Raw genomic sequence first — 26,610 nt, 5'->3', positions numbered from 1 at the left:
GCCGCCCGCTCCCGAAGGAGCCGGCGGCCTGGCTTCATTCTTAACGTTGACCCAAAGCGACCGAGACCATGACAGCGGACAACGCTATTTTTATTCCGCCCTACAAGGCTGACGACCAGGATGTGGTCGTCGAACTGAACAACCGTTTTGGCGCCGAAGCATTCGTCGCCCAGGAGACCCGCACCGGCATGCCCGTGCTGTGGGTAAAACGCGCCCAGCTCAAAGAGGTGCTCAGTTTCCTGCGCGGCGTCGCCAAGCCTTACAGCATGCTGTACGACCTGCATGGCGTCGACGAGCGCCTGCGCACCCAGCGCCGTGGCCTGCCAGCCGCCGATTTCAGCGTGTTCTACCACCTGTTGTCGATCGAGCGTAACAGCGATGTGATGATCAAGGTGTCGCTCAGCGAAGGCGACCTGAACCTGCCGACCGTGACGGGCATCTGGCCAAACGCCAACTGGTACGAGCGCGAAGTCTGGGACATGTTCGGCATCGACTTTGCCGGCCACCCGCACCTCAGCCGCATCATGATGCCGCCGACCTGGGAAGGTCACCCGCTGCGCAAGGACTACCCTGCCCGTGCGACCGAGTTCGACCCCTACAGCCTGACCCTGGCCAAGCAGCAGCTTGAAGAGGAATCGGCACGTTTCAACCCGGAAGCCTGGGGCATGAAGCGTCAGGGCGCCAACGAGGACTACATGTTCCTCAACCTCGGCCCCAACCACCCTTCGGCGCACGGTGCGTTCCGTATCGTCCTGCAGCTGGACGGTGAAGAGATCGTCGACTGCGTACCGGACATCGGCTACCACCACCGTGGCGCCGAGAAAATGGCCGAGCGCCAGTCCTGGCACAGCTTCATCCCCTATACCGACCGTATCGATTACCTCGGCGGGGTGATGAACAACCTGCCGTACGTGCTTGCGGTCGAGAAGCTGGCCGGCATCCAGGTGCCGCAGAAGGTCGACGTGATTCGCATCATGCTGGCCGAGTTCTTCCGCATCACCAGCCACCTGCTGTTCCTGGGCACCTACATCCAGGACGTCGGCGCCATGACTCCGGTGTTCTTCACCTTCACCGACCGCCAGCGCGCCTACACCGTGATCGAAGCGATCACCGGTTTCCGCCTGCACCCGGCCTGGTACCGCATCGGTGGCGTCGCCCACGACCTGCCACGTGGCTGGGACAAGCTGGTCAAGGACTTTGTCGAGTGGCTGCCCAAGCGCCTCGACGAATACACCAAGGCCGCCCTGCAAAACAGCATCCTCAAGGGCCGTACCATCGGCGTTGCCGCGTACAACACCAAGGAAGCGCTGGAATGGGGCACCACCGGTGCCGGCCTGCGCGCCACCGGTTGCAACTTCGACCTGCGTAAAGCCCGCCCTTACTCCGGCTACGAAAACTTCGAATTCGAAGTACCGCTGGCCCACAACGGCGATGCCTATGATCGCTGCATGGTCCGTGTCGAGGAGATGCGTCAGAGTATCCGCATCATCGATCAGTGCCTGCGCAACATGCCGGAAGGCCCGTACAAGGCGGATCACCCGCTGACCACGCCGCCTCCGAAAGAGCGCACCCTGCAGCATATCGAAACCCTGATCACGCACTTCCTGCAAGTCTCGTGGGGCCCGGTCATGCCGGCCAACGAGTCGTTCCAGATGATCGAGGCGACCAAGGGCATCAACAGTTACTACCTGACGAGCGATGGCGGCACCATGAGCTACCGCACCCGGATCCGTACCCCGAGCTACCCGCACCTGCAGCAGATCCCATCGGTGATCAAAGGCAGCATGGTCGCCGACCTCATTGCGTACCTGGGCAGTATCGACTTCGTTATGGCTGACGTGGACCGCTAAGCATGAACAGCACGCTTATCCAGACAGACCGTTTCGCCCTGAGCGAAACCGAGCGCTCGGCCATCGAGCACGAAATGCATCACTACGAGGACCCGCGCGCGGCGTCCATCGAAGCCCTGAAGATCGTCCAGAAGGAGCGTGGCTGGGTGCCGGACGGCGCCATCCACGCCATCGGCGAAGTGCTGGGCATTCCGGCCAGCGACGTCGAGGGTGTCGCCACCTTCTACAGCCAGATTTTCCGCCAGCCGGTCGGCCGCCACATCATCCGCGTGTGCGACAGCATGGTCTGCTACATCGGCGGCCATGAGTCGGTGGTCAGCCAGATCCAGAGCGAGCTGGGCATCGGCCTCGGCCAGACCACCGCCGACGGTCGCTTCACCCTGCTGCCCGTGTGCTGCCTGGGCAACTGCGACAAGGCACCGGCCCTGATGATCGACGATGACACCTTTGGCGATGTGCAGCCGGCTGGCGTTTCCAAACTGCTGGAGGGTTACGTATGACCATTACTTCCTTCGGCCCGGCCAACCGCATCGCGCGCTCGGCCGAAACCCACCCGCTGACCTGGCGCCTGCGTGACGACGGCGAGCCGGTCTGGCTGGCCGAGTACGAATCGAAGAACGGCTACGCTGCAGCCCGCAAGGCGCTGGCGCAGATGTCCGCCGACGATATCGTGCAAAGCGTCAAGGACTCCGGCCTCAAGGGCCGTGGCGGTGCAGGCTTCCCCACTGGTGTGAAGTGGGGCCTGATGCCCAAAGACGAATCCATGAACATCCGCTACCTGCTGTGCAACGCGGACGAAATGGAGCCGAACACCTGGAAGGACCGCATGCTGATGGAGCAACAGCCCCATCTGCTGGTCGAGGGCATGCTGATCAGCGCCCGCGCACTGAAGGCCTATCGTGGCTACATCTTCCTGCGTGGCGAATACACCACCGCAGCGAAAAACCTCAACCGCGCCATCGATGAAGCCAAGGCCGCCGGCCTGCTGGGCAAGAACATCCTGGGCAGCGGTTTCGATTTCGAGCTGTTCGTGCACACCGGTGCCGGCCGCTACATCTGCGGTGAAGAAACCGCGCTGATCAACTCGCTGGAAGGCCGCCGCGCCAACCCGCGCTCCAAGCCGCCCTTCCCTGCCGCCGTTGGCGTGTGGGGCAAGCCGACCTGCGTGAACAACGTCGAAACCCTGTGCAACGTCCCGGCCATCGTCGCCAACGGCAACGACTGGTACAAGTCGCTGGCCCGCGAAGGCAGCGAAGACCATGGCACCAAGCTGATGGGCTTCTCCGGCAAGGTGAAGAACCCAGGCCTGTGGGAGCTGCCATTCGGCGTTACCGCGCGCGAACTGTTCGAAGACTACGCCGGTGGAATGCGCGATGGCTTCAAGCTCAAGTGCTGGCAGCCAGGCGGCGCCGGTACCGGCTTCCTGCTGCCCGAGCACCTCGACGCGCAAATGTACGCCGGTGGCATCGCCAAGGTCGGCACCCGTATGGGTACTGGCCTGGCCATGGCGGTCGACGACAGCATCAACATGGTGTCGCTGCTGCGCAACATGGAAGAGTTCTTCGCCCGCGAATCGTGCGGCTGGTGTACCCCATGCCGTGACGGCCTGCCGTGGAGCGTGAAGATGCTGCGCGCACTGGAAAAAGGCCAGGGCCGCGCCGAAGACATCGAGACGCTGCTGGGGCTGGTCAACTTCCTCGGCCCAGGCCGTACCTTCTGTGCTCACGCACCGGGTGCCGTCGAGCCGCTGGGCAGTGCCATCAAATACTTCCGCTCGGAGTTCGAGGCCGGTGTGGCGCCAGAAAGCGCTGCAACCCTGCGCCCGGACCTGGCGAAGCCGATCGTGGTCGGCGCATAACAAGATGATTAGGCGGGTGGTCCGTGCCACTCGCCAGCTTACCGGCAGGCCCGAGCAATCGAGGCGTGTCGCAAGCTCACCGATTTCCATTAGCCACGCCCGCTCACGCGGGCCAACGAAGAACTTTGAACAATGGCCACTATCCACGTAGACGGCAAAGCGCTCGAAGTCAACGGTGCAGACAACCTGTTACAGGCATGTCTGTCGCTCGGCCTCGACATCCCTTATTTCTGCTGGCACCCGGCGCTTGGTAGCGTTGGTGCCTGCCGGCAGTGCGCAGTCAAGCAGTACACCGACGAGAACGACACCCGTGGTCGTATCGTCATGTCCTGCATGACCCCTGCTTCCGACGGCACCTGGATCTCCATCGACGATGAAGAGTCGAAGGCGTTCCGCGCCAGCGTCGTCGAATGGCTGATGACCAACCACCCGCACGACTGCCCGGTGTGCGAGGAAGGCGGTCACTGCCACCTGCAGGACATGACGGTAATGACCGGCCACAACGAGCGCCGCTACCGTTTCACCAAGCGTACCCACCAGAACCAGGACCTCGGCCCGTTCATCGCCCATGAGATGAACCGCTGCATCGCCTGCTACCGCTGCGTGCGCTACTACAAGGACTACGCCGGTGGTACCGACCTGGGCGTCTACGGCGCCCACGACAACGTGTACTTCGGCCGCGTCGAAGACGGCGTGCTGGAAAGCGAGTTCTCCGGCAACCTGACCGAGGTCTGCCCGACCGGCGTATTCACCGACAAGACCCACTCCGAGCGCTACAACCGCAAGTGGGACATGCAGTTCGCCCCAAGCATCTGCCATGGCTGCTCCAGTGGCTGCAACATCAGCCCGGGTGAGCGCTACGGCGAACTGCGCCGTATCGAAAACCGCTTCAACGGTTCGGTCAACCAGTACTTCCTGTGCGACCGCGGCCGCTTCGGCTACGGCTACGTCAACCGCAAGGACCGCCCGCGCCAGCCACAACTGGCCGACGGCACCAAGCTGGGCCTGGACGCCGCCCTGGACAAGGCCGCCGACCTGCTGCGCGGCCGTACCATCGTCGGTATCGGCTCGCCACGCGCCAGCCTCGAAAGCAACTACGGCCTGCGTGAGCTGGTCGGCGCCGAGTACTTCTACTCGGGCATGGAAGCTGGCGAACTGGCCCGCGTACGCCTGGCACTGAACGTGCTGAACAACAGTCCGCTGCCAGTACCGACCCTGCGCGACATCGAAGACCACGACGCCGTGTTCGTGCTCGGTGAAGACCTGACCCAGACCGCTGCCCGCGTTGCCCTGGCCGTACGCCAGGCCACCAAAGGCAAGGCCGAGGCCATGGCCGAAGCGATGAAAGTGCAGCCTTGGCTCGACGCTGCTGTGAAGAACATTGGCCAGCACGCGCTGTACCCACTGTTCATCGCGTCCCTGGCTGAAACCAAGCTGGACGACGTCGCCGAAGAATGCGTCCACGCTGCGCCGGCCGACCTGGCCCGCATCGGTTTCGCCGTGGCCCACGCCATCGACCCGAGCGCCCCTGCCGTCGCCGGCCTGGACGACGAAGCCAAGGCCCTGGCCCAGCGCATCGCCGACGCCCTGGTCGCCGCCAAGCGCCCACTGGTCGTTGCCGGTACGTCGCTGGCCGACCCAGCTCTGATCGAAGCCGCCGCTAACATCGCCAAGGCCCTGAAGCTGCGCGAGAAAAACGGCTCGCTGAGCCTGGTGGTACCTGAGGCCAACAGCCTTGGCCTGGCCATGCTCGGTGGCGAGTCGGTCGATGCCGCGCTGGACGCGGTCATCAGCGGCAAGGCCGATGCCATCGTGGTGCTGGAAAACGACCTGTACGCCCGCGTACCGGCCGCCAAGGTCGATGCAGCCCTGGCTGCGGCCAAGGTGGTGATCGTTGCCGACCACTCCAAAACTGCCACCGTCGACCGCGCCCACCTGGTGCTGCCGGCCGCCTCGTTCGCCGAGGGTGACGGTACCCTGGTCAGCCAGGAAGGCCGTGCCCAGCGCTTCTTCCAGGTGTTCGACCCGCAGTACCTGGACAGCAGCATCCAGATCCACGAAGGCTGGCGCTGGATGCACGCCCTGCGTGCCACCCTGCTGAACAAGCCGGTCGACTGGACCCAGCTGGACCACGTCACCAGCGCCTGCGCCGAAGCCGCTCCGCAACTGGCCGGCATCGTCAACGCCGCGCCAAGCGCTGCGTTCCGCATCAAGGGCATGAAGCTGGCCCGTGAGCCGCTGCGCTACTCCGGCCGCACCGCGATGCGCGCCAACATCAGCGTGCACGAGCCACGCACCCCGCAAGACAAGGACACCGCGTTCGCCTTCTCCATGGAAGGCTACTCGGGTTCGGCCGAACCGCGCCAGCAGGTGCCGTTCGCCTGGTCGCCGGGCTGGAACTCGCCGCAAGCCTGGAACAAGTTCCAGGACGAGGTCGGTGGCCACCTGCGTGCCGGTGACCCGGGCGTGCGCCTGATCGAATCGCAAGGCGACCGCCTGAACTGGTTCAACGCTATTCCGGGTGCCTTCAACCCGGCCCGTGGCACCTGGACTGCCGTGCCGTTCTTCCACCTGTTCGGCAGCGAAGAAAGCTCCTCGCGCGCCGCTCCGGTTCAAGAACGCATCCCGGCTGCCTACGTGGCCCTGGCCAAGTCCGAAGCCGACCGCCTGGGCGTCAACGAGGGTGCCCTGCTGAGCCTGAACGTCGCCGGTGTGGCCCTGCGCCTGCCGCTGCGTATCAATGAAGAGCTGGGCGCAGGCCTGGTCGCGTTGCCGAAAGGCCTGGCTGGCATTCCGCCTGCCATCTTCGGTGCATCCGTCGAAGGTCTGCAGGAGGCAGCACAATGAGCTGGTTCACCCCCGAAGTGATCGATGTGATCCTCACCGTGCTGCGGGCCATCGTGGTCCTGCTGGCGGTGGTGGTCTGCGGCGCGCTGCTCAGCTTCGTCGAGCGGCGCCTGCTGGGCTGGTGGCAGGACCGTTACGGTCCGAACCGCGTTGGCCCGTTCGGCATGTTCCAGATCGCTGCCGACATGCTGAAGATGTTCTTCAAGGAAGACTGGAACCCACCCTTCGTCGACCGCGTGATCTTCACCCTGGCACCGGTAGTGGCCATGAGCGCCCTGCTGATCGCCTTCGTGGTCATCCCGATCACCCCGACCTGGGGCGTTGCCGACCTGAACATCGGCCTGCTGTTCTTCTTCGCCATGGCCGGCCTGTCGGTCTACGCGGTGCTGTTCGCCGGCTGGTCGTCGAACAACAAGTACGCCTTGCTGGGCAGCTTGCGTGCTTCGGCACAGACCGTGTCGTACGAAGTGTTCCTGGGCCTGGCGCTGATGGGCGTGGTGGTGCAGGTGGGCTCGTTCAACATGCGCGACATCGTTGAGTACCAGGCGCAGAACCTGTGGTTCATCATTCCGCAGTTCTTCGGCTTCTGCACCTTCTTCATCGCTGGCGTCGCCGTGACTCACCGTCACCCGTTCGACCAGCCGGAAGCAGAACAGGAACTGGCCGACGGCTACCACATCGAGTATGCCGGCATGAAGTGGGGCATGTTCTTCGTCGGTGAGTACATCGGCATCATCCTCATCTCGGCGCTGCTGGTAACCCTGTTCTTCGGTGGCTGGCACGGCCCGTTCGGCATCCTGCCGCAACTGTCGTTCCTGTGGTTCGCCCTGAAGACCGCGTTCTTCATCATGCTGTTCATCCTGCTGCGCGCCTCGATCCCGCGCCCACGCTATGACCAGGTGATGGACTTTAGCTGGAAGTTCTGCCTGCCGCTGACCCTGATCAATTTGCTGGTGACCGCTGCGATCGTGCTCTACAACACGCCAGCCGTCGCGGCCCAGTGAGGATTTGACCCATGTTCAAGTATATCGGCGACATCGTTAAGGGCACCGGCACCCAGCTGCGCAGCCTGGCAATGGTGTTCTCCCACGGGTTTCGTAAGCGCGACACCCTGCAGTACCCCGAAGAACCCGTGTACCTGCCGCCGCGTTACCGCGGCCGCATCGTCCTCACCCGCGACCCCGATGGCGAGGAGCGCTGCGTAGCGTGCAACCTCTGCGCGGTGGCCTGCCCGGTCGGCTGCATTTCGCTGCAGAAGGCCGAGACAGAGGACGGCCGCTGGTACCCGGAGTTCTTCCGCATCAACTTCTCGCGTTGCATTTTCTGCGGCCTGTGTGAAGAAGCGTGCCCGACCACCGCGATCCAGCTGACTCCGGATTTCGAAATGGCCGAGTTCAAGCGTCAGGACCTGGTGTACGAGAAAGAAGATCTGCTGATCTCCGGCCCCGGCAAGAACCCTGACTACAACTTCTACCGTGTTGCGGGTATGGCAATCGCTGGCAAGCCGAAGGGCTCTGCACAGAACGAAGCCGAGCCGATCAACGTGAAGAGCTTGCTCCCATAAGGACAGAAAGATGGAATTCGCTTTCTACTTCGCAGCCGGGATCGCCGTGGTCTCCACCCTTCGGGTGGTTACTGGCACCAACCCCGTGCACGCCTTGCTTTACCTGATCATTTCGCTGATTTCCGTGGCCATGATCTTCTTCGCCCTGGGTGCGCCGTTTGCCGGCGCCCTGGAAGTGATCGCCTACGCCGGCGCCATCATGGTGCTGTTCGTGTTCGTGGTGATGATGCTCAACCTCGGGCCGGCTTCGGTCGCCCAGGAACGGGGCTGGCTCAAGCCCGGTATCTGGGCCGGGCCGGTAATCCTCGGCACCCTGCTGCTGGCGGAGCTGCTGTACGTGCTGTTCGTCACCCCGAGTGGCGCCGGCATCAGCGGTACCACCGTGGGCCCGAAAGCCGTGGGCATCAGCCTGTTCGGCCCTTACCTGCTGGTGGTCGAACTGGCGTCGATGCTGCTGCTGGCTGCAGCCGTCACCGCCTTCCACCTGGGCCGCAACGAGGCGAAGGAGTAAATCATGGGTGCTATCCCTCTCGAGCATGGTCTGGCGGTCGCCGGCATCCTGTTCTGCTTAGGTCTGGTTGGCCTGATGGTCCGCCGCAACATCCTCTTCGTGCTCATGAGCCTGGAAGTCATGATGAACGCCTCTGCCCTGGCGTTCGTCGTCGCCGGTGCCCGTTGGGTCCAGCCCGACGGCCAGGTGATGTTCATTCTGGTGATCAGCCTGGCAGCCGCCGAGGCCAGCATTGGCCTGGCCATCCTGCTGCAGCTGTATCGCCGCTTCCACACTCTCGACATCGATGCTGCCAGTGAGATGCGCGGATGAACCTTCTCTTCCTGACTTTCGTCTTTCCCCTCATCGGCTTCCTGCTGCTGTCGTTCTCGCGCGGACGGTTCTCGGAGAACCTGTCCGCCCTGATCGGCGTCGGCTCGGTAGGCCTGTCGGCCGCCACGGCCGCTTACGTCATCTGGCAGTTCAACGTCGCCCCGCCTGAGGGCGGCGCGTACAGCCAGCTGCTGTGGCAGTGGATGTCGGTGGATGGCTTCGCGCCGAACTTCACCCTGTACCTGGACGGCCTGTCGGTCACCATGCTCGGCGTAGTGACCGGTGTCGGTTTCCTGATCCACCTGTTCGCGTCCTGGTACATGCGTGGCGAAGCCGGCTACTCGCGCTTCTTCTCGTACACCAACCTGTTCATCGCCAGCATGCTGTTCCTGATCCTCGGCGATAACCTGCTGTTCATCTACTTCGGCTGGGAAGGCGTGGGCCTGTGCTCGTACCTGTTGATCGGTTTCTACTACAGCAACCGCAACAACGGTAACGCGGCACTCAAGGCATTCATCGTCACCCGTATCGGCGACGTGTTCATGGCCATCGGCCTGTTCATCCTGTTCGCCCAGCTGGGCACCCTGAACGTGCAGGAACTGCTGGTGCTGGCACCGCAGAAGTTCCAGGCTGGCGACACCTGGATGGTTCTGGCAACACTGATGCTGCTGGGTGGCGCGGTGGGTAAATCGGCCCAGCTGCCACTGCAGACCTGGCTGGCCGACGCGATGGCGGGCCCGACCCCGGTTTCGGCACTGATCCACGCCGCTACCATGGTAACCGCGGGCGTGTACCTGATCGCCCGTACCAACGGCCTGTTCCTGCTGGCGCCAGACATCCTGCACCTGGTAGGTGTGGTCGGTGGCGTGACCCTGGTACTGGCCGGCTTCGCCGCGCTGGTACAGACCGACATCAAGCGTATCCTCGCCTACTCGACCATGAGCCAGATCGGCTACATGTTCCTGGCCCTGGGCGTGGGTGCCTGGGACGCGGCAATCTTCCACCTGATGACCCACGCCTTCTTCAAGGCCCTGCTGTTCCTTGCCTCCGGCGCGGTGATCGTTGCCTGCCACCACGAGCAGAACATCTTCAAGATGGGCGGCCTGTGGAAGAAACTGCCGCTGGCCTACGCCAGCTTCGTGGTCGGTGGCGCTGCCCTGGCGGCCCTGCCGATCGTGACCGTGGGCTTCTACTCCAAGGACGAGATCCTCTGGGAAGCCTTCGCCAGCGGCAACACCGGCCTGCTGTATGCCGGCCTGGTTGGCGCGTTCATGACCTCGCTGTACACCTTCCGCCTGATCTTCATCGCCTTCCACGGCGAAGCCAAGACCGAAGCCCACGCGGGCCACGGCATCAGCCACTGGCTGCCGCTGGGCGTGCTGATCGTGCTGTCGACCTTCGTTGGCGCCTGGATCACCCCACCGCTGGCGGGTGTGCTGCCGGAAAGCGCCGGCCATGCCGGTGGCGAAGCCAAGCACGCACTGGAGATCACCTCGGGTGCCATCGCCATCGCCGGTATCCTGCTGGCCGCCCTGCTGTTCCTGGGCAAGCGCCGCTTCGTCAGCGCCGTCGCCAACAGTGGCATCGGTCGCGTCCTGTCGGCCTGGTGGTTCGCTGCCTGGGGCTTCGACTGGATCTACGACAAGCTTTTCGTCAAACCGTACCTGCTGATCAGCCACATCCTGCGCAAGGACCCGGTTGACCGCACCATCGGCCTGATTCCTCGGATGGCCCGTGGCGGCCACGTTGCCATGAGCAAGACCGAGACTGGCCAACTGCGCTGGTACACCGCCTCTATCGCCGTGGGTGCCGTGCTGGTGCTCGGTGCTGTGGTAGTGGCTGCGGTATGACTATGAATCTTGCGACTTTGCCAAAGGAAACCAACCCGTCATGATTTTGCCTTGGCTGATCCTGATCCCCTTCATCGGCGGCTTCCTGTGCTGGCTGGGTGAGCGCTTCGGCGCCACCCTGCCGCGCTGGATCGCGCTGCTGACCATGTCCCTGCTGCTTGGCATCGGCCTGTGGCTGTGGGGTACCGGCGACTACACCCTTGCGCCCGCCCCGGGCGCCGAACCGGCCTGGGCCCTGGAATACAAAGTCCAGTGGATCCAGCGCTTCGGCATCAGCATCCACCTGGCCCTTGACGGCCTGTCGCTGCTGATGATCCTGCTCACCGGCCTGCTCGGTGTGCTGTCGGTACTGTGTTCCTGGAAAGAGATCCAGCGCCACGTCGGCTTCTTCCACCTCAACCTGATGTGGATCCTCGGCGGCGTGGTCGGTGTGTTCCTGGCCCTGGACCTGTTCCTGTTCTTCTTCTTCTGGGAAATGATGCTGGTGCCGATGTACTTCCTCATCGCGCTCTGGGGTCACAGCTCGGCAGACGGCAAGAAGACCCGGATCTACGCGGCGACCAAGTTCTTCATCTTCACCCAGGCCAGCGGCCTGATCATGCTGGTAGCGATCCTGGGCCTGGTGCTGGTCAACTACAACACCACTGGCGTGCTCACCTTCAACTACAGCGACCTGCTCAAGGCCGAGCTGCCACCCGGTATCGAGTACCTGCTGATGCTGGGCTTCTTCATCGCCTTCGCGGTGAAGCTGCCGGTGGTGCCGTTCCACTCCTGGCTGCCTGACGCTCACGCCCAGGCGCCGACCGCAGGTTCGGTGGACCTGGCGGGTATCTTGCTGAAGACTGCAGCCTACGGCCTGCTGCGCTTCGCCCTGCCGCTGTTCCCGAACGCCTCGGCCGAGTTCGCGCCGATCGCCATGACCCTGGGCCTGATCGGTATCTTCTACGGTGCCTTCCTGGCCTTCGCACAAACCGACATCAAGCGCCTGATCGCCTTCTCCAGCGTCTCGCACATGGGCTTCGTGCTGATCGGTATCTACTCCGGCAGCCAGCAGGCCCTGCAAGGTGCAGTGATCCAGATGCTGGCCCACGGCCTGTCGGCTGCGGCGCTGTTCATCCTGTCCGGTCAGCTGTACGAGCGCCTGCACACCCGTGACATGCGTCAGATGGGTGGCCTGTGGCACCGCATCGCTTACCTGCCGGCCATCAGCCTGTTCTTCGCAGCGGCATCGCTGGGCCTGCCAGGCACCGGCAACTTCGTCGGCGAGTTCCTGATCCTGATCGGCAGCTTCGTGCACGTACCATGGATCACCGTGATTGCCACCACCGGCCTGGTGTTCGGTTCGGTGTACTCGCTGATCATGATCCACCGCGCCTACTTTGGCCCGGCCAAGGCCGACACCGTGCTGGCCGGCATGGACGGTCGCGAACTGATCATGGTTCTGGGTCTGGCGGTATTGCTGATCCTGCTGGGCGTGTATCCGCAGCCGTTCCTCGACACCTCTGCCGCCACCATGAGTGGTGTGCAGCAGTGGCTCGGATCCGCTTTCACTCAACTCGCTTCGGCCCGGTAAGAGCGCTATGGAATTCACCACTCAACACTTCATCGCATTGGCGCCGATGCTGATCACCACCATCACCACGGTGGTGGTGATGCTGGCGATCGCCTGGAAGCGCAACCACTCGCAGACCTTCCTGCTGTCCACCGTGGGGCTGAACCTGGCCCTGCTGTCGATCTTGCCGGCGCTGAAGGTCGCGCCGCTGGCGGTCACCTCGCTGATCACCATCGACAAGTTCGCCTGCCTGTACATGGCGATCATCCTTATAGCGACGCTGGCCTGCGTCACCCTCGCCCACGCCTACCTCGGCGAAGGCTCCAAGGGTTTCCCGGGCAACCGTGAAGAACTGTACCTGTTGCTGCTGATGTCGGCCCTCGGTGGCCTGGTGCTGGTCAGCGCCAACCACCTGGCGGGCCTGTTCATCGGCCTGGAGCTGCTGTCGGTACCGGTTTACGGCCTGGTGGCGTATGCCTTCTTCAACAAGCGATCGCTGGAAGCCGGTATCAAGTACATGGTGCTGTCGGCCGCAGGCTCGGCTTTCCTGCTGTTCGGCATGGCCCTGCTGTACGCCGACGCCGGCAGCCTGAGCTTCGACCAGATCGGCAAGGCCCTGGCTACCACCAGCATGCCAAGCCTGGTGGCCCAGCTGGGCCTGGGCATGATGCTGGTCGGCCTGGCCTTCAAGCTGTCGCTGGTACCGTTCCATCTGTGGACCCCGGACGTGTACGAAGGCGCTCCGGCGCCGGTCGCCGCGTTCCTGGCAACCGCCAGCAAGGTGGCAGTATTCGCCGTTGTCGTACGCCTGTTCATGCTCTCCCCTGCTGCCAGCAGCGGCGTGCTCAGCACCGTACTGGCGGTGATTGCCGTAGCCTCGATCCTGATTGGCAACCTGCTGGCGCTGACCCAGAGCAACCTCAAGCGTCTGCTGGGTTACTCGTCCATCGCCCACTTCGGTTACCTGGTCATCGCGTTGGTCGCCAGCAAGGGCCTGGCCCTGGAAGCCATGGGCGTGTACCTGGTCACCTACGTGATCACCAGCCTGGGCGCCTTCGGCGTCATCACCCTGATGTCCTCGCCATACGGCGGCCGCGACGCCGATGCACTGTACGAGTACCGTGGCCTGTTCTGGCGCCGCCCGTACCTGACCGCGGTACTGACCGTGATGATGCTGTCGCTGGCGGGTATCCCGCTGACCGCCGGCTTCATCGGCAAGTTCTACATCATCGCTACCGGCGTCGAATCGCACCTGTGGTGGTTGGTCGGTGCGCTGGTGATCGGTAGCGCCATCGGCGTGTACTACTACCTGCGCGTCATGGTTACCCTGTACCTGGTCGAGCCGAACCTGCGCCGTCACGACGCCCCGCTGAAGTGGGAACAACGCACCGGCGGCGTCATGCTGCTGGCTATCGCCATTCTCGCTTTCGTACTTGGCGTGTACCCGCAGCCCCTGCTGGACCTGGTTCAGCAAGCGGGCCTGCAACTGATCGGTTGATCACCCCGGCAGCCCCAGTAACAGAAAACACCCCGCCTAGGCGGGGTGTTTTTTTATCTGCACCTTTTGTTACCTGCTCCCAATGGTGCCTCACTCACTCGGGCTGCCTTGGCCTGCACCCGGCAAAGCGGCCTTGCGCAAATCACCATTGGCCGAAGGCAGGTACACTTCCGGGTTGGGCATGCCGCTGGGAGAAAGTTCATGGGTCATTTCGAATTCAGCGCGTACTGACCATCCACACGCCTCGGTGGTGCATTGCAAATAAGCGATTCGCAGGAAAATATGGCGCCCTTCGCTAGTACGTATACGCATCCGGCTGTGGCAATGCGGGCAAACCAGCTTGTAAGTACTCACGGCAAGTACCTGCTAGCATTGCTCAGGCTAGCCTGTGTGTCAGTATTGGCTGCAACTATGGGTGTATTCTTCAATTTGGTGGTTCTCACTGCAGAAGTGCTCCTTAAAACGCAGGGCTGTATTCATAACGAGTAGTTTAAGCCCATGGAATATCATTAAACCAGTCATGGATATTTGTTATGAGTACTCACGGACTTGCTGCGGTGCTCACGCGCCTTAAGCTTCTCACTGATGCACAAACTGATGCCGAGTTGTCACGTGCACTGTCGGTCAGCCCGCAAACGCTGAGCAGCTGGAAGGTTCGCGAAAGCATTCCTTACTCACTTTGCATAGACATTGCCAAAAAGTATGCATGCTCACTGGACTGGCTATTGCTGGGCCAAGCCGAGCACAACGCCGCCGCCCCAAGTGATGCGGGCTGGGAGTGCGACATGCTCGAACGGCTACGCACGCTCTCGCCCAGCGATCGTCAGGCCATCCTGCTGCTTATCAAGGACAAGCAGCGCATCCAGCAGTTGGAACAGCAACTGAGTGAGCTCGGCGGCGCAGCCAGAGCCTAACCTCGACGGCGCCAGCGCTGGATAAGTTCGCGTGGGTCGAGTGTATCCAGCCAGACCATGACCTTGAGGCTGATGGGGATCACCACCACAGCGGCCACGAATGCCGCCATGCCCCGGCTCAGCAAAGGCACCAATGACGAAACCAGTGGCTCGAACAAATGGCCCACGCCCACGGTCACGAATAGCAGCAGCAGTTTCTTGGCCAGTGTCAGGCGCCTGGCCTCACTCGTGATCAATCGATCGCGTGCCGCGCTCACCAACAATGCTCCCAGTAGCGCGGCGAACAGCACATCGCCATCCACACCCAGGAACGCCACCAATGCAGGGGCCAGGCTGTCGAAAACAGATACCTCAGGCATGGGCCTGCCCTCCGCGCGGAACAGGCAGGCAGGTGGTTGAACCCAGGCTATACATGACCGCCGCTTCGACAAAACGGATGTAGCACACCCGCAAGGCACGCCCATGATCATGCCCGGCTACATCATCGAGGCGCTTGTAACCCCGCTCTCGCAGTACTGACCGCCAGCGGGCGAATTCGCGTGCTGCCTCGATAGCAGCGCAGCGCGCGGCCACTTCCAAAGCAGCTTCACTGACAGACCGCGGCAGTTGCAGGTGCTCCCGCAACCGGCACAAATCCACCCGCGGCCAGAACGGGTCATGGCAATCGGCAAAGCGCGGTAGCCGAGGATCGTTGCTCATGCGCTACCCCCTTACTGCTCGGCCAGCATGCCGTAGCGAATGGCCTTGATCACAGCGGCCACCCGGGTAGGCACTTCAAATTTGCGCAGGATGTTGGACACGTGAAAATTCACCGTCGACTCCTTGCATTCAAGGATCTGGCCGATCTCCCAAGAGCTCTTGCCATAAGCACACCACAACAGCACTTGCTGTTCACGTGGCGTTAGACGAACCGGGGCGTCCGCCAAGGGTTGCTGCAAGTGTCGAGCGTTGTCAGTCATGTTTGAACTCCACGGGTGATTGAGCGGGGCATCACTGCCTACCTGCAGTCACCTTACGAAGCGCAGGCCACCCTCCTCCACCGCCGGGGTTTGTAAAGAACTTTCATACAAGACCGCGTGACGAAGGATGCGCACGATTTGCCGACTTTCTGCGTGCTCCAAGCCGCATTTCGCTCGTCTCAACGCCGTTGTCCATTCGCCTTTCGCCTGGAGTCGTACAATGCGTTCCGATTTACCCCTCTCATCCCGCCTCGCTCTGCTGGCGGCCCTGACTGCCACCCAGCCCGCGCTGGGGGCATCCGCGGTCGAATTGGGCCGGGTGCTGATAACCGATGAGGAGCAGAACGAGCTGACGGCTGCCGGCGAGCGCCTGCGTGAAGTACCGGGAGCCAGCAACCTGGTAGACATGCAGCGCGTGGGGCAAGGTCGCGTGGCCAGCAACCAGGACGTGCTGGCCTACCAACCTGGGGTGTTCGCCCAATCGGCAGGCAACGATGGCATCAAGTTGTCGATACGCGGCTCGGGCATCAACCGTGCACCGGGGGCGCACGGTTCTGGCGTATACACGATGTTCGACGGCCTGCCGCTGACCGGCCCGGGCGGCACGCCTTACGAGTTGTTCGAACCGCTGTGGCTGAGCCGTGCCGAAGTGCTGCGTGGCGCCAATGGCTTTGACCAAGGCGCCCTGGCCCTGGGCGGCGCGATCAACTATGTCACCCACACCGGCTACGACGCGCCTGCACTGCAAGTGCGCTACGAGGTCGGCAGCCGCGGCTACCAGCACCGGCACATCAGTTCGGGCCAGGTGCTGGGCGATCTCGACTATTACGTGGCACTGACCGATTCGGAATACGACGGCTACCAGGCGCACAGCAGTGGCAGCGCCAAGGGCATTGCCGCCAATGTCGGTTACCGCTTCAACCCCGACCTGGAAACCCGCTTCTACCTGCGCTACCGGGAAACTGAAAACGAACTGCCCGGGCGCCTCACCAAAGACCAGATCAAGCACCACCCGCGCGCGGCCAACCCCTCTTATCTGGCCCGCGACGACAGCCGCCCGCAGCCAGGCAGCACCTGGGTGGGCAACAAGACCACCTTCTACCTCGACGACGAGGCGCGCCTGGAAGCCGGCCTGGTCTATCACGACTACCCGATGGACCTGCGCGAGGGCCCCATGCGCCTTAAGGTCGCCTACACCGATGTCAGCGGCACACTGAACTATTTCCGCCGCGACACCCTGTTCGGCCGTGAGAGCAAGACCACCGTCGGCTGGCGTACCACCAAGCACCTGCCCAACAGCGGCGCTTCGCAATTTACCCGCAATGGCGATGTGTTCGGCGAGCGCACCCGTGACTTCACCTACCAGGGCTCGGACACCGTGCTGCATGTTGGCAACGATCTGGAACTGGTCCCCAACCTGTGGCTGAGCACCGGCCTGGCCATGATCTACACACGCCGCGAAAGTGACGTGACCTACCCCGCTGAAGGCGGCAAGGTGAGCATGCATGACTGGGACTATGCACCCCGCCTGGGGCTGCGCTACGACATCCGCCCGGACTTGCAGGTGTACGGCAACCTGAGCCGCTCGGTAGAGCCGCCCCATCCCTGGGCCCTGATCTGGAGTGCGCCCACAGCGAACCAACCGATCGAAATGCAAAACCAGACCGCCACCACACTGGAATTGGGCACACGCGGCGAATCGGCATTGGGGCATTGGGACCTAGCGTGGTACTACTCGCAGGTTCGCCATGAATTGCTGGCGGTGGAAATCGTGCAAGGCGCCCCGGCCAAGGAATTCAACGCCAGCGCTACCGTGCACCAAGGCGTGGAAGCCGGACTCGACAGCACCCTGTGGGAACGCGCGGGCACTGGCAAGCTGAGCTTGCGCCAGGCCTACACCTTCAGCGACTTCCACTACCGTGATGACGACACGTTTGGCGACAACCGTCTGCCCGGCATCCCCATGCACTACTACCAGGCCGAGCTGCGCTATGACTGGCCGAGCGGCTTCTATGCCGGGGTCAACACACAAATGGCTTCGAAGGTGCAGGTGGACTACGCCAATAGCTACCACGCCGATGAATATGCCTTGCTCGGCGCACGCGTTGGCTGGGACTCACCGAAACAGGACTGGCAGACCTGGCTGGACCTGCGCAACCTGACCAACCAGCGCTATGCAGCGACCGTGACGCCGGCCTACAACGACGCCGGCCAGGACAATGCCCGTTCGACACCGGGCGAAGGATTTGGCGTATATGCCGGGGTTTCCTACAGCTTCCGCTGACGGGTAGGCGCGGATTTACCTGCGAATGCGTCGGCAAATTCAATGACGCATTCGCGGGTAAACCCGCGCCTACACAGGGGCGCTGCACAGCATGATTAGGGGCTCAGACCGCCCTGTTCAACTTCACCCATGAAGCAAACCTATCGACAAACGCCTGCAAGAACGGTCGCGTCTTGTCGTTGAGCTTGCCCGAATCCTCGAACAGGCTCGCCGCGCCGCCAATGTAAGCCTCGGGCATCTGCATGCAGGGCATGTCGAGAAACACCAGCGACTGGCGCACCGCATGGTTGGCGCCAAAGCCCCCAATAGCCCCCGGCGACACACTCACCACCGCCGTCGGCTTGCCGCTCCAGGCACTTTGCCCGTAAGGACGCGAGCCCACATCAATGGCATTTTTCAGGCAGCCCGGCACCGAGCGGTTGTATTCCGGGGTGACGAACAGCACCGCATCACTGCGGCGGATCTCATCGCGAAAACGCTTCCAGGTCTCCGGTGGCGCCTCGGCTTCGATATCTTCGTTGTACAGCGGCAAGTCGCCAATCTCGACAATTCTCAGGGCAAGGCTGGACGGCGCCAGCTCCGAAAGTGCGCGGGCGACCTTGCGGTTGTAGGACTCCTTGCGCAAGCTACCGACGACAACTGCTACCGAATACACTTGGCTCATGGCAATTCCAACCTTTGCGGGGTAAAGAGACGTTGTAGTTATAGATGACCGTTCTCCGGCGCCTAAGTTTTTTTCCGCAGGGCGAAAACTTCCGAGGCTGTTTCACGGTCTATGCCTTCATACATTTCCTACGTAATTCAGAGGTTTCCACCCAAATGGCAGCAGTAATGGTCGGCCAATTCCACGCCCGTGACGCCGAAGGCCGCATCTACCCCGTGCACGAGTTTCAGGAGTCCACCCTGCAACTCGACGGCAGCACGCTGGGCGCCCCCATCACCACCTATCGCCTGGCCATCGGCGACAAGGTCAACCACCTGGGTGATAACCGTTTCGAACTGGCACGCTCCGGCGTCGAGATCACGCGCATTCCGTGATGCAATCCACGGTGTAGCGGCCCCCTTCGTGCTGCAGGCCGTGCACATCGGCGACAAACCCGGGAAAGCCTTGGTTGAATGCTCGGGCGAATGCCAGGTAGTCAAGGATCGAGCGGGTCGCCTCGGTGAACCGCTCACCCGGCATAATCAGCGGGATGCCAGGCGGGTACGGCACCAGCATTACCGCTGCCACACGCCCCAGCAGTGCCTCGATCGGCACCGCCTCTACCTCCCCACGCACCATTTTGTCATAGGCCTGGGCCGGGCTTACCGCCACTTCCGGCAAATGGGTGAACAGCCGCTTCAGCTGTTTGGCCGTGGCATTGGCGCGATAGCAGTCATGTAACTGGTCGCACAGGTCGCGCAGGCCCATGCCCTGGTAGCGTAAGGCGTCGGCAGCCCCCACGCTCGGCAGGCAACTGCTGAGCGGGGTGTTGCCGTCATAGTGGCGCTTGAACTCCAGCAGCTCGGTGAGCAGGGTGCTCCACTTGCCCTTGGTGATGCCCATGGAAAACAGTACCAGGAAACTGTACAGGCCCGTTTTTTCCACCACCAGCCCGCGTTCCCAGAGAAACTTGCTGACTACCGCCGCCGGGATGCCGCGCGCGCCCAGCACACCGTCTGCGCTCAGCCCCGGCATTACCAAGGTCACTTTCAACGGGTCGAGCAGCACATAATCGGCCGCCACTTCAGCAAACCCATGCCATTGCGCGCCGGGCTGCAGCAACCAGTCCTGCGCAGCCAGACGGGGGATGCCCTCGGCGCTTGGCGGCTGCCAGATGCTGAACCACCAGTCCTCTGCGGCAATGTGCTCACGCAGGTTGGCCAGGGCACGACGAAAACTCAACGCTTCGTCGAACATCTCCTGCAGCAGCGAGCGTCCGGCCGGCCCTTCCATCATGGTCGAAGCCACATCCAGCGAGGCGAGAATGCTGTATTGCGGCGAGGTAGAGATGTGCATCATGAACGCTTCGTTGAAACGGTCCCGGTCCAGCTGCCGCCTGGCGCCGTCCTGCACATGAATCATCGAGGCCTGGCTGAACGCCGCCAGCAGCTTGTGGGTGGAATGGGTGCTGAACACCAGCGGGCTGTCTGCCGCGCACGCGGTGCCCATGGCGTAGCGCCCGGTGAAGAAGTCGTGGAATGCGGCATAGGCAAACCAGGCCTCGTCGAAGTGCAGCACCTCGACACTGGTACCCAGGGCCTGCTTGATCAGCCCGGCGTGGTAACACAGCCCGTCGTAGGTGGAGTTGGTCACGACCGCCAGCTTGATGCGCTGCCCACGATCACGGGCAAGGGGGTTGGCCTGGATCTTCGCAGCGATCGCCTCGGGGCTGAACTCGCTGAGCGGGATCGGCCCGATGATGCCCAGTTCGTTGCGCTCCGGGCACAGGTACAGCGGGATGGCCCCCGTCATGATGATCGCGTGCACTACCGACTTGTGACAATTGCGATCCACCAGTACCAGGTCGTCACGGCCGACCATGGCGTGCCAGACAATCTTGTTGGCCGTGGAGGTGCCATTGATGACGAAGAAGGTATGGTCGGCACCGAAGTTGCGCGCCGCCCTGGCCTCGGCTTCGGCCAGTGGGCCTGTGTGGTCGAGCAGCGAACCCAGCTCCGGTACGGAAACGGACAGGTCCGAGCGCAGGGTGTTTTCCCCGAAGAACTGGTGAAAGGCTTGGCCTACCGGGCTTTTATGATAGGCCACACCGCCACCATGGCCCGGGGTGTGCCAGGAATAGTTGGACTGCGCGGTGTGCTGCACCAGTGCCTTGAAGAACGGCGGTAGCAGGCCATCGAGGTAGGTGTGTGCAGCACGCGCCACCTGGCGGGCGAGAAACGGCACGGTGTCTTCGAACAGGTAAAGGATGCCACGCAACTGGTTGAGTTCGCTCATGGCTTCGGCGGGGGCATTTTCCAAGGTCACCTGCTCGCCCAGGGCAAAGATCGGCAGGTTGGGGGCGCGCAGACGGGCCAGGCGGATCAGCTCGGCCATGTTCTGCAACAAATGGGTGTTCTCGCCAACGCCCTCGGCAGCAATCAGCATGCAGGCCAGGCCGTGGTGGGTGGCGGCGACCAGGCGTGCTTCGGCGTGGTCAGCTGCGGCGAGAATGGCAAAGCCATCCTGGCGCAGTTCCTCGGCGATACCCCGCACGCGCTCGCCGGCAACACTGTCGGCCTTGATGGCGCGGTGGACGATGAGGATCGGGAACTTGAGGTCCTTGTACATCAGGCGGCTACCTCCGAAGGACATGGCGTCCATTTCAGGGTAGTTGACGTGCCTGCCTTGAGTGTTGGGTGTTGCTGAGATCGAGCGCCGCCCGCGCGGCGCATCGCGAGCTGCGCTCGCTCCTACGTTTGTTTCGGGCCAATTATTCCTGGGGGATTTGCGCGCGAACGCCCTGGTGCATGGCTCGATATCGCGTCGTACGAGCAAGGCGGTCGCGCGCGCCTGTCACAGGCGTTACTGGCCAATTATTCCTATGGGATATTCGCGCGAACGCCCTGGTGCATGGCTCGATATCGCGTCGTACGAGCAAGGCGGTCGCGCGCGCCTGCACAGGCGTTACTGGCCAATTATTCCTATGGGATATTCGCGCGAACGCCCTGGTGCATGGCTCGATATCGCGTCGTACGAGCAAGGCGGTCGCGCGCGCCTGTCACTGGCGTTTCTGGCCAATTATTCCTATTGGATATTCGCGCGAACGCCCTGGTGCATGGCTCGATATCGCGTCGTACGAGCAAGGCGGTCGCGCACGCCTGTCACAGGCGTTTCTGGCCAATTATTCCTATGGGATATTCGCGCGAACGCCCTGGTGCATGGCTCGATATCGCGTCGTACGAGCAAGGCGGTCGCGCGCGCCTGTCACAGGCGTTACTGGCCCGAAACAAACGTAGGAGCGAGCGCAGCTCGCGATGCGCCGCGCGGGCGGCGCTCGATCTCAGCAACACCCCACAACCCACGGCAAGCCCAGCGCCTCAACCCGCAGGTATCTCGGTCAGGGCCTGCCACAGCGAAGGCCCACCTGCCGATTTGGCAACCGCTGCCAGACGCTCGGCATGCGCCTCCAGCTCCTCGGCGCTGGCCATGATCACCCGCCCCGGGGTACGCCCGACAATCCGGCGAATCTCGCTGCCGCCAGCCCCCTGCCCGTCATCATCGGCATCTGCGCCATGGCCTGCCAGCGACAAACTGGTCTGGCCACCGGTCATGGCCAGGTAAACGTCTGCCAGCAGTTCCGAGTCGAGCAGTGCGCCGTGCAGCTCACGGCCCGAGTTATCGATGTCGTAGCGTTTGCACAGCGCATCCAGGCTGTTGCGCTGCCCTGGGTGGCGCGAACGTGCCAGCAGCAGGGTATCCAGAATAGTGCAGTGCTGCGAAATGTCAGCGCGGTCCTGCTGGCCCAGCAAGGCGAATTCGTTGTTGATGAAGCCAACGTCGAACGCCGCGTTGTGGATGACCAGCGTGGCGCCCTGGATGAAGTCGAAGAACTCTTCGGCAACATCGCCAAAGCGTGGCTTGCCAACCAGGAAGGCATCCGTGATGCCGTGAACGTTGATCGCGCCCTCGTCACTCTCGCGGTCGGGCTGCAGGTAGACGTGGAAGTGCCGCCCGGTCAGGCGCCGGCCGATGACCTCGACACAGCCGATCTCGATGATCCGGTGGCCTTCGCCAACCGGCATACCCGTGGTTTCGGTATCGAGAATGACGAACCGTTTATCTTGCTGCTGCTCCACGCGGGCGCTCCAACTTGCATCCGTTACAAAGGCCGCGATTGTACCCCAGCTCAACGCTGGGCGCGCACCTCATCGACCCCACGGTTGGCCAGCTGGTCGGCGCGTTCGTTGCCGGGGTGGCCGATATGGCCGCGCACCCACTTCCAGGTCACCTTGTGGCGGTTGACCTGCTCATCGAGCTGCTGCCACAGGTCGGCATTCTTCACCGGCTCTTTGGCCGCCGTCTTCCAGCCGCGCTTCTTCCAGTTGACCATCCACTCGTTGATGCCCTTCATCACGTACTGCGAGTCGGTGGTCAGTACCACCTCGCATTCACGCTTGAGCGACATCAGGCCCTGGATCGCGGCCATCAGCTCCATGCGGTTGTTGGTGGTCTCACGCTCGCCGCCCCATAGTTCCTTCTCGACGCCCTTGTAGATCATCAGCACGCCCCAGCCACCCGGGCCAGGGTTGCCCTTGCAGGCACCATCAGTAAACATCTCGACGCTATCGCTCATGTACCACTCTTGAATTCAGTGCTTGTCAGTTTCGGGGTTGGCTGCGGTGCGGTTGACTTTCGCCAGTGGCAGCGGCAGCAGCTTGCCCATTGGCTCGCGGCGTTCCGGCCGCAATGGCCGCAGGCCCACCACCATCTTGCGCGCCACCAGCAGGTACACCCCGCCACCGAAGCCCTGCCAGCCGCCGGCCAGTCGTTCCCAGCCTTCAAGGCGTTGCTGCCAGGCCGGTGAGGCAAGCGGCGGACGATAGCACCCGAAGCGGCGTTTCTCCAGCGCGAAGCCCAGCAGGTTGAGCCAGTCGCCCACCCGTGACGGCGAGATGCAGCGCGCCTTGCGCAGAGCATCGTGACTGAAGAAATGGCGCATGCCCCAGCTGCTCCACGGGTTGATCCCCACGATCAGCAGGTGCCCGCCCGGGCGCACGGCACTGGCGGCCTCGCGCAGCAGGCCATGGGGCGACAGACAGAAGTCCAGCCCATGCTGCAGCACCACCACATCGGCAGCGTGCTCGCTCAACGGCCAGGCCTGCTCTTCGCAGACAATCTCCACCCCCGGCAACGGCGCACCAAGGCGCACGTTACGCTGCACCTGGGGGGCTCTGGGCGGTGGCTCGGCGCAAGGCCCGTAATGTACGAGATAACCGCCAAAGAAGCGCCCGAGCTCTTCTTCCAGCAGTTTGTCCTCCTCCATGAGCATCAGTTGGCCGAGTGGGCCATTGAACCACTCACGGGCCAGGCTGATCAGCTCGACCCAGTCCGGGTCGGCCTGAGCAAAGGCTTGGTCGGTCATTGCGCTCTCCCTCGAAGGTTCTCCCACCGCGCCATCGCGGCTAAGATGCCCTCATGTGCCACGCTAGGCGAATCGGATCCGCACCATGATACAGATCGATGCTCTCCCCGCTTTCTCCGACAACTACATCTGGTTGTTACAGGATACTGCCAAACGCCGTTGTGCGGTGGTCGACCCGGGCGATGCCGGCCCGGTGGAGCGCTGGCTGGCTGCCAACCCCGAGTGGGTGCTGAGCGACATCCTCGTCACCCACCACCACAATGATCACGTCGGCGGGGTGGAACGGCTCAGGCAATTGACCGGTGCACGGGTCTGTGGCCCGGCCAACGAGCGCATTCCCGGCCGCGACCTGGCACTGGACGAAGGCGACAGGGTCGACGTGCTGGGTGTGACATTCCAGGTCCTGGCAGTACCCGGCCACACCCTGGGGCATATCGCCTTCTTCAGCGACCAGCCAGCAACGCCCGTCCTGTTCAGTGGCGACACCCTGTTCGCCGCCGGTTGCGGACGCATGTTCGAGGGTACACCCGAACAGATGCAGCCCGCCCTCGCCCGCCTGGCGGCCCTGCCAGCGCAGACAGAAGTGTACTGCGCCCACGAATACACCCTCAGCAACCTGCGCTTCGCCAAAGCTGTAGAGCCGAGCAATCCGCACGTTCAGCAACGGTTTGCGGACGTTACCCGTTTACGCGCCGAAAATCGCATCAGCCTGCCCTCAACGATTGGCCTGGAGCGCCTGACCAACCCCTTTCTGCGCACCTCTGAAACATTAGTTAAACAAAAAGCAGACGAATGGAAGGGACATTCAAACACCTCGCATGTCGCTGTTTTTGCTGCCTTGAGGTCTTGGAAGGACAGCTTCTGATAACCGCAAGATATATCGCAAGGGAGGGTCAAAGGTTGACCGGGGCCGGAGCGGTTTCTAGAATCGCCGAAATTTTTCGCCCGGATACCTGTGTCAGCCGATGTCTTCCCGTAGCCGCAGAACCTCTCATTCCGTCGCCCTGACGCGCCTGGCCCAAATCAGTGCGCTGGCCTTGGCAGCCACGCTGGTGGGCTGCCAGAGCACCCGTCAGCTCGACGAATCCGATAGCGTTCGCGCGCACAACTACCAGGCGCGGATCAAACACAAACCTTCCCCGCTGCTGGTCAAACCGGCCGAGCAGGCACCGCAGGATGTCTGGGAGCGCATGCGCCAGGGCTTCGCCCTGCAGGACAGCATCGATGTCAACCCACGCATCGAGCAGCAGCGTTTGTGGTTCGCCAGCAACCCGTCCTTCATAGAAAGCGCCGGGGAACGTGGCAGCCTCTACCTGCACTACATTGTCGAGCGCCTTGAAGAACGCGACATGCCGCTGGAGCTGGCACTGCTGCCCGCCATCGAAAGCGCCTACAACCCCATGGCCTACTCACGCGCCAGCGCTGCCGGCATGTGGCAGTTCATGCCGGCTACCGGTCGTCACTTCAACCTGCGCCAGACCAATTTCTATGACGGCCGCCGCGATGTCACCGCGTCGACCAACGCCGCGCTGGATTACCTGACCCGCCTGCACGACATGTTCAACGGCGACTGGCTGTTGGCCCTGGCGGCCTACAATGCCGGCGAAGGCACCGTCAGCCGAGCCATCGAGCGCAACGAAAAGCTCGGCCTGCCGACCGACTACTGGAACCTGCCGCTGCCACAGGAAACCCGCGACTACGTGCCCAAGTTGCTGGCGCTGTCGCAGGTGGTGTCCACGCCAGAAGCCTATGGCATCAATCTCACCCCGATCGCCAACGAACCGTACTTCGAAGCGGTGGCGATCAAAGATCGCCTGGACCTTACCCGGGTCGCGGCCTTCGCCAACATCGACGAGGACGAGCTGATCCAGCTCAACCCGGCATTCAAGAAGCGCATGACTGTCGATGGCCCGAAACAGCTGCTGGTGCCCACCGCCAAGGCGCAGTTGCTCAGTGCCAGCCTGTCCAACCTCAACCCCGAGCAGCTGGTCAGCCTGCAACCACCGAAAGCAGCGTTTGCCCGAGCTGTGGCTGAAGCCAAGGCACCGGTGGCGGCACGCAGCTACCGGGTCAAGCGTGGCGATAACCTGAGCGTCATCGCCAGGGCCAACCGCGTATCGGTCAAGGACATCAAGCGCTGGAACCGCTTGTCCGGCAACAGTCTGCGCGCTGGCCAGGTTCTGGCCCTGCGTGGTGGCAGTGCTCCGAGCGCCGCCGGCAACCGGGTCGCAGCATCCGGAAAGCGCTCCACCAAATACAAGGTGCGCAAGGGCGACTCCCTGTACCTGGTGGCCAAGCGCTTCAATGTGGAAATGAAGCACCTCAAGCGCTGGAACCCACGCAGCGGCCACGCCCTCAAGCCAGGCCAGACACTGACCGTCTACGTCGGGCATTGAGTCGTTACAGGGGCTGCTTTGCAGCCATTCGCGGGCACGCCCGCTCCCACAGGTTTTTCACAGCCCTGAAAGCCAGTGCCGTACCTGTGGGAGCGGGCGTGCCCGCGAATGGGCCTGAAAACCCAGCCACTGGAAAACCCCAGCCCCTCT

At 62.9% G+C, this 26,610-nt stretch carries 25 protein-coding genes; 16 read left to right on the top strand and 9 right to left on the bottom strand.

Annotated features, from left to right (window positions below; translation table 11 throughout):
- Positions 1–68 precede the first annotated feature (68 nt).
- From nuoC to nuoN, 11 genes are all read left to right on the top strand, one after another.
- A complete protein-coding gene (gene nuoC / locus AC3B5Q_RS08715; protein WP_021783221.1) occupies positions 69–1,850 on the top strand; it encodes an NADH-quinone oxidoreductase subunit C/D in 1,782 nt (593 codons plus the stop codon).
- Between the two features lie 2 nt (positions 1,851–1,852).
- Positions 1,853–2,350, top strand: a complete 498-nt coding sequence (gene nuoE, locus AC3B5Q_RS08710) for an NADH-quinone oxidoreductase subunit NuoE (protein ID WP_003251433.1) — start codon at positions 1,853–1,855, stop codon at positions 2,348–2,350.
- Positions 2,347–3,708, top strand: coding sequence for an NADH-quinone oxidoreductase subunit NuoF (nuoF, locus tag AC3B5Q_RS08705; RefSeq protein ID WP_021783222.1), 1,362 nt, complete (start codon positions 2,347–2,349; stop codon positions 3,706–3,708). The genes nuoE and nuoF overlap by 4 nt, the downstream gene beginning before the upstream one ends.
- Positions 3,709–3,840: 132 nt before the next feature.
- Positions 3,841–6,555 carry an NADH-quinone oxidoreductase subunit NuoG gene (nuoG, locus tag AC3B5Q_RS08700; RefSeq protein WP_012051769.1) on the top strand — a complete coding sequence of 905 codons (2,715 nt, stop codon included), beginning with the start codon at positions 3,841–3,843 and terminating at the stop codon, positions 6,553–6,555.
- Positions 6,552–7,559: an NADH-quinone oxidoreductase subunit NuoH gene (gene nuoH, locus AC3B5Q_RS08695; RefSeq protein WP_003251440.1), complete on the top strand. Its 1,008-nt coding sequence runs from the start codon at positions 6,552–6,554 to the stop codon at positions 7,557–7,559. The genes nuoG and nuoH overlap by 4 nt, the downstream gene beginning before the upstream one ends.
- An 11-nt stretch (positions 7,560–7,570) precedes the next feature.
- A complete protein-coding gene (gene nuoI, locus AC3B5Q_RS08690) occupies positions 7,571–8,119 on the top strand; it encodes an NADH-quinone oxidoreductase subunit NuoI (RefSeq protein WP_003251442.1) in 549 nt (182 codons plus the stop codon).
- A 10-nt stretch (positions 8,120–8,129) separates the two neighbouring features.
- Complete coding sequence (gene nuoJ, locus AC3B5Q_RS08685; protein WP_103462286.1) at positions 8,130–8,630, top strand: NADH-quinone oxidoreductase subunit J; 501 nt, start codon at positions 8,130–8,132, stop codon at positions 8,628–8,630.
- Positions 8,631–8,633: 3 nt separating this feature from the next.
- Positions 8,634–8,942 (top strand): NADH-quinone oxidoreductase subunit NuoK, encoded by a 309-nt coding sequence (gene nuoK / locus AC3B5Q_RS08680; RefSeq protein WP_003251446.1) that lies wholly within the window; start codon positions 8,634–8,636, stop codon positions 8,940–8,942.
- On the top strand, positions 8,939–10,792 hold the full coding sequence (gene nuoL / locus AC3B5Q_RS08675) for an NADH-quinone oxidoreductase subunit L (RefSeq protein ID WP_003251447.1): 1,854 nt from the start codon (positions 8,939–8,941) through the stop codon (positions 10,790–10,792). Before nuoK ends, nuoL begins: the two co-directional genes overlap by 4 nt.
- 40 nt (positions 10,793–10,832) lie before the next feature.
- A complete protein-coding gene (gene nuoM / locus AC3B5Q_RS08670; RefSeq protein WP_021783224.1) occupies positions 10,833–12,365 on the top strand; it encodes an NADH-quinone oxidoreductase subunit M in 1,533 nt (510 codons plus the stop codon).
- A gap of 7 nt (positions 12,366–12,372) precedes the next feature.
- Positions 12,373–13,842 carry an NADH-quinone oxidoreductase subunit NuoN gene (gene nuoN, locus AC3B5Q_RS08665; RefSeq protein ID WP_021783225.1) on the top strand — a complete coding sequence of 490 codons (1,470 nt, stop codon included), beginning with the start codon at positions 12,373–12,375 and terminating at the stop codon, positions 13,840–13,842.
- Between the two features lie 90 nt (positions 13,843–13,932).
- Here the strand turns inward: nuoN and AC3B5Q_RS08660 are convergent, their stop codons facing one another.
- Positions 13,933–14,196: an Ogr/Delta-like zinc finger protein gene (locus AC3B5Q_RS08660; RefSeq protein WP_010954906.1), complete on the bottom strand. Its 264-nt coding sequence runs from the start codon at positions 14,194–14,196 to the stop codon at positions 13,933–13,935.
- 179 nt (positions 14,197–14,375) lie between these two features.
- On the opposite strand from AC3B5Q_RS08660, the gene AC3B5Q_RS08655 reads away from it, so the two are divergent.
- Positions 14,376–14,756 carry a helix-turn-helix domain-containing protein gene (locus AC3B5Q_RS08655; protein ID WP_101196318.1) on the top strand — a complete coding sequence of 127 codons (381 nt, stop codon included), beginning with the start codon at positions 14,376–14,378 and terminating at the stop codon, positions 14,754–14,756.
- On the opposite strand, the gene AC3B5Q_RS08650 is transcribed toward AC3B5Q_RS08655, so the two are convergent.
- Genes AC3B5Q_RS08650 through AC3B5Q_RS08640 form a run of 3 tightly spaced genes read right to left on the bottom strand, consistent with a single transcriptional unit; the run spans position 14,753 to position 15,715 of the window.
- A complete protein-coding gene (locus AC3B5Q_RS08650) occupies positions 14,753–15,115 on the bottom strand; it encodes a hypothetical protein (RefSeq protein ID WP_021783228.1) in 363 nt (120 codons plus the stop codon). The genes AC3B5Q_RS08655 and AC3B5Q_RS08650 overlap by 4 nt on opposite strands.
- A complete protein-coding gene (locus AC3B5Q_RS08645; RefSeq protein WP_021783229.1) occupies positions 15,108–15,455 on the bottom strand; it encodes a head completion/stabilization protein in 348 nt (115 codons plus the stop codon). The genes AC3B5Q_RS08650 and AC3B5Q_RS08645 overlap by 8 nt, the downstream gene beginning before the upstream one ends.
- An 11-nt stretch (positions 15,456–15,466) precedes the next feature.
- Positions 15,467–15,715: a helix-turn-helix domain-containing protein gene (locus AC3B5Q_RS08640; RefSeq protein ID WP_103469853.1), complete on the bottom strand. Its 249-nt coding sequence runs from the start codon at positions 15,713–15,715 to the stop codon at positions 15,467–15,469.
- 220 nt (positions 15,716–15,935) lie between these two features.
- On the opposite strand from AC3B5Q_RS08640, the gene AC3B5Q_RS08635 reads away from it, so the two are divergent.
- Entirely contained in the window at positions 15,936–17,999 is a 2,064-nt protein-coding gene (locus AC3B5Q_RS08635) for a TonB-dependent receptor family protein (protein WP_488392984.1), read from the top strand.
- Between the two features lie 103 nt (positions 18,000–18,102).
- Here the strand turns inward: AC3B5Q_RS08635 and chrR are convergent, their stop codons facing one another.
- A complete protein-coding gene (gene chrR / locus AC3B5Q_RS08630; protein ID WP_275967136.1) occupies positions 18,103–18,663 on the bottom strand; it encodes a class I chromate reductase ChrR in 561 nt (186 codons plus the stop codon).
- A 155-nt stretch (positions 18,664–18,818) separates the two neighbouring features.
- On the opposite strand from chrR, the gene AC3B5Q_RS08625 reads away from it, so the two are divergent.
- Positions 18,819–19,037: a hypothetical protein gene (locus AC3B5Q_RS08625; RefSeq protein WP_003251457.1), complete on the top strand. Its 219-nt coding sequence runs from the start codon at positions 18,819–18,821 to the stop codon at positions 19,035–19,037.
- On the opposite strand, the gene ldcA is transcribed toward AC3B5Q_RS08625, so the two are convergent.
- From ldcA to AC3B5Q_RS08605, 4 genes are all read right to left on the bottom strand, one after another.
- Positions 19,021–21,270: a lysine-specific pyridoxal 5'-phosphate-dependent carboxylase LdcA gene (gene ldcA / locus AC3B5Q_RS08620; RefSeq protein WP_103444852.1), complete on the bottom strand. Its 2,250-nt coding sequence runs from the start codon at positions 21,268–21,270 to the stop codon at positions 19,021–19,023. The two genes, AC3B5Q_RS08625 and ldcA, sit on opposite strands and share 17 nt — an antisense overlap.
- A 749-nt stretch (positions 21,271–22,019) precedes the next feature.
- On the bottom strand, positions 22,020–22,778 hold the full coding sequence (gene dnaQ, locus AC3B5Q_RS08615) for a DNA polymerase III subunit epsilon (protein ID WP_028698389.1): 759 nt from the start codon (positions 22,776–22,778) through the stop codon (positions 22,020–22,022).
- A gap of 50 nt (positions 22,779–22,828) precedes the next feature.
- Entirely contained in the window at positions 22,829–23,275 is a 447-nt protein-coding gene (gene rnhA, locus AC3B5Q_RS08610) for a ribonuclease HI (RefSeq protein ID WP_003251460.1), read from the bottom strand.
- A gap of 15 nt (positions 23,276–23,290) precedes the next feature.
- Positions 23,291–24,064, bottom strand: a complete 774-nt coding sequence (locus AC3B5Q_RS08605; RefSeq protein WP_021783275.1) for a class I SAM-dependent methyltransferase — start codon at positions 24,062–24,064, stop codon at positions 23,291–23,293.
- Positions 24,065–24,149: 85 nt separating this feature from the next.
- Here AC3B5Q_RS08605 and gloB point away from each other — a divergent pair, with 85 nt between their 5' ends.
- Positions 24,150–24,929 (top strand): hydroxyacylglutathione hydrolase, encoded by a 780-nt coding sequence (gloB, locus tag AC3B5Q_RS08600; protein ID WP_021783276.1) that lies wholly within the window; start codon positions 24,150–24,152, stop codon positions 24,927–24,929.
- Between the two features lie 100 nt (positions 24,930–25,029).
- Positions 25,030–26,460, top strand: a complete 1,431-nt coding sequence (locus tag AC3B5Q_RS08595; protein ID WP_021783277.1) for a lytic transglycosylase domain-containing protein — start codon at positions 25,030–25,032, stop codon at positions 26,458–26,460.
- Positions 26,461–26,610: the final 150 nt, after the last annotated feature.

This window comes from Pseudomonas sp. D5(2026), from assembly GCF_057766845.1.
This window is presented reverse-complemented; position numbering and strand designations above follow the sequence as displayed.

Excerpts from the sequence above, each read along its gene's own strand:
- nuoF (WP_021783222.1), top strand. The coding sequence starts at position 2,347 with ATGACCATTACTTCCTTCGGCCCGGCCAACCGCATCGCGCGCTCGGCC.
- nuoC (WP_021783221.1), top strand. The coding sequence starts at position 69 with ATGACAGCGGACAACGCTATTTTTATTCCGCCCTACAAGGCTGACGAC.
- nuoE (WP_003251433.1), top strand. The coding sequence starts at position 1,853 with ATGAACAGCACGCTTATCCAGACAGACCGTTTCGCCCTGAGCGAAACC.
- AC3B5Q_RS08650 (WP_021783228.1), bottom strand. The coding sequence starts at position 15,115 with ATGCCTGAGGTATCTGTTTTCGACAGCCTGGCCCCTGCATTGGTGGCG.
- AC3B5Q_RS08595 (WP_021783277.1), top strand. The coding sequence starts at position 25,030 with ATGTCTTCCCGTAGCCGCAGAACCTCTCATTCCGTCGCCCTGACGCGC.
- nuoL (WP_003251447.1), top strand. The coding sequence starts at position 8,939 with ATGAACCTTCTCTTCCTGACTTTCGTCTTTCCCCTCATCGGCTTCCTG.
- AC3B5Q_RS08625 (WP_003251457.1), top strand. The coding sequence starts at position 18,819 with ATGGCAGCAGTAATGGTCGGCCAATTCCACGCCCGTGACGCCGAAGGC.
- nuoK (WP_003251446.1), top strand. The coding sequence starts at position 8,634 with ATGGGTGCTATCCCTCTCGAGCATGGTCTGGCGGTCGCCGGCATCCTG.
- nuoG (WP_012051769.1), top strand. The coding sequence starts at position 3,841 with ATGGCCACTATCCACGTAGACGGCAAAGCGCTCGAAGTCAACGGTGCA.
- nuoJ (WP_103462286.1), top strand. The coding sequence starts at position 8,130 with ATGGAATTCGCTTTCTACTTCGCAGCCGGGATCGCCGTGGTCTCCACC.
- AC3B5Q_RS08645 (WP_021783229.1), bottom strand. The coding sequence starts at position 15,455 with ATGAGCAACGATCCTCGGCTACCGCGCTTTGCCGATTGCCATGACCCG.
- AC3B5Q_RS08640 (WP_103469853.1), bottom strand. The coding sequence starts at position 15,715 with ATGACTGACAACGCTCGACACTTGCAGCAACCCTTGGCGGACGCCCCG.
- gloB (WP_021783276.1), top strand. The coding sequence starts at position 24,150 with ATGATACAGATCGATGCTCTCCCCGCTTTCTCCGACAACTACATCTGG.
- rnhA (WP_003251460.1), bottom strand. The coding sequence starts at position 23,275 with ATGAGCGATAGCGTCGAGATGTTTACTGATGGTGCCTGCAAGGGCAAC.
- nuoN (WP_021783225.1), top strand. The coding sequence starts at position 12,373 with ATGGAATTCACCACTCAACACTTCATCGCATTGGCGCCGATGCTGATC.
- AC3B5Q_RS08635 (WP_488392984.1), top strand. The coding sequence starts at position 15,936 with ATGCGTTCCGATTTACCCCTCTCATCCCGCCTCGCTCTGCTGGCGGCC.
- chrR (WP_275967136.1), bottom strand. The coding sequence starts at position 18,663 with ATGAGCCAAGTGTATTCGGTAGCAGTTGTCGTCGGTAGCTTGCGCAAG.
- nuoI (WP_003251442.1), top strand. The coding sequence starts at position 7,571 with ATGTTCAAGTATATCGGCGACATCGTTAAGGGCACCGGCACCCAGCTG.
- ldcA (WP_103444852.1), bottom strand. The coding sequence starts at position 21,270 with ATGTACAAGGACCTCAAGTTCCCGATCCTCATCGTCCACCGCGCCATC.
- nuoM (WP_021783224.1), top strand. The coding sequence starts at position 10,833 with ATGATTTTGCCTTGGCTGATCCTGATCCCCTTCATCGGCGGCTTCCTG.
- nuoH (WP_003251440.1), top strand. The coding sequence starts at position 6,552 with ATGAGCTGGTTCACCCCCGAAGTGATCGATGTGATCCTCACCGTGCTG.
- AC3B5Q_RS08605 (WP_021783275.1), bottom strand. The coding sequence starts at position 24,064 with ATGACCGACCAAGCCTTTGCTCAGGCCGACCCGGACTGGGTCGAGCTG.
- AC3B5Q_RS08655 (WP_101196318.1), top strand. The coding sequence starts at position 14,376 with ATGAGTACTCACGGACTTGCTGCGGTGCTCACGCGCCTTAAGCTTCTC.